The organism is Parabacteroides sp. CAG:2 (genome assembly GCF_000436315.1).
In the GTDB taxonomy this organism is placed as follows: domain Bacteria; phylum Bacteroidota; class Bacteroidia; order Bacteroidales; family Tannerellaceae; genus Parabacteroides; species Parabacteroides distasonis.
In genome coordinates this window covers 1-558 of sequence record NZ_FR885252.1, presented here as the reverse complement: position 1 = coordinate 558, position 558 = coordinate 1, and the positions used below count along the sequence as shown (strand labels likewise).

The window sequence follows — 558 nt, the reverse complement described above, 5'->3', positions numbered from 1 at the left end:
TGACCCTTGCTGTGTTCCTCTGGATAGGGATTTTATGCAGGATATACTTAATAATAACTTTAAACATTTTGAATTATGAGTACAAGAGGTTGTATCATTGAATTAAAGAAAGACGTGTGCAAAATTGGTTATTTACATTATGGTGCAGGTTTCGCTTCTGAATTTATCCAGAAGTATTGTATTGACTCCAAATATCTGGAAAGAATTTTTGAGATGGATAGAGAATGGGAGAAACGAGAAGAATACGAAGGCATTTATTATCAAGAAATAACGGATGCAGAAACTATAGAAAGACTGCATAAGTATGATATGGATGCAATAGATATGGATGCGGAAGTATTCATTTTTATGGAACATAGACCAGCTACAAGCCACTGTATAGAATTGTACGATGTGACAATTAGAAGAAGCTGGTCTGTAGAAGATGAAGAGTGGAATGAAAATCTGTCACAAGAAGATAGAGATAAAGAAATGGAATTTGTCCGAGCTTGTGTCGGACTGGATTAAACTTGCTTATTTCAAAAACAGGTTTACAAAGGCAGCCGGGCAACTGACTGC

1 protein-coding gene is annotated in these 558 nt (G+C 35.8%); it reads left to right on the top strand.

From position 1 onward, the window contains the following. Positions 1–75: 75 nt before the first annotated feature. Entirely contained in the window at positions 76–507 is a 432-nt protein-coding gene (locus QVP94_RS00510) for a hypothetical protein (RefSeq protein WP_022191735.1), read from the top strand. Positions 508–558: the final 51 nt, after the last annotated feature.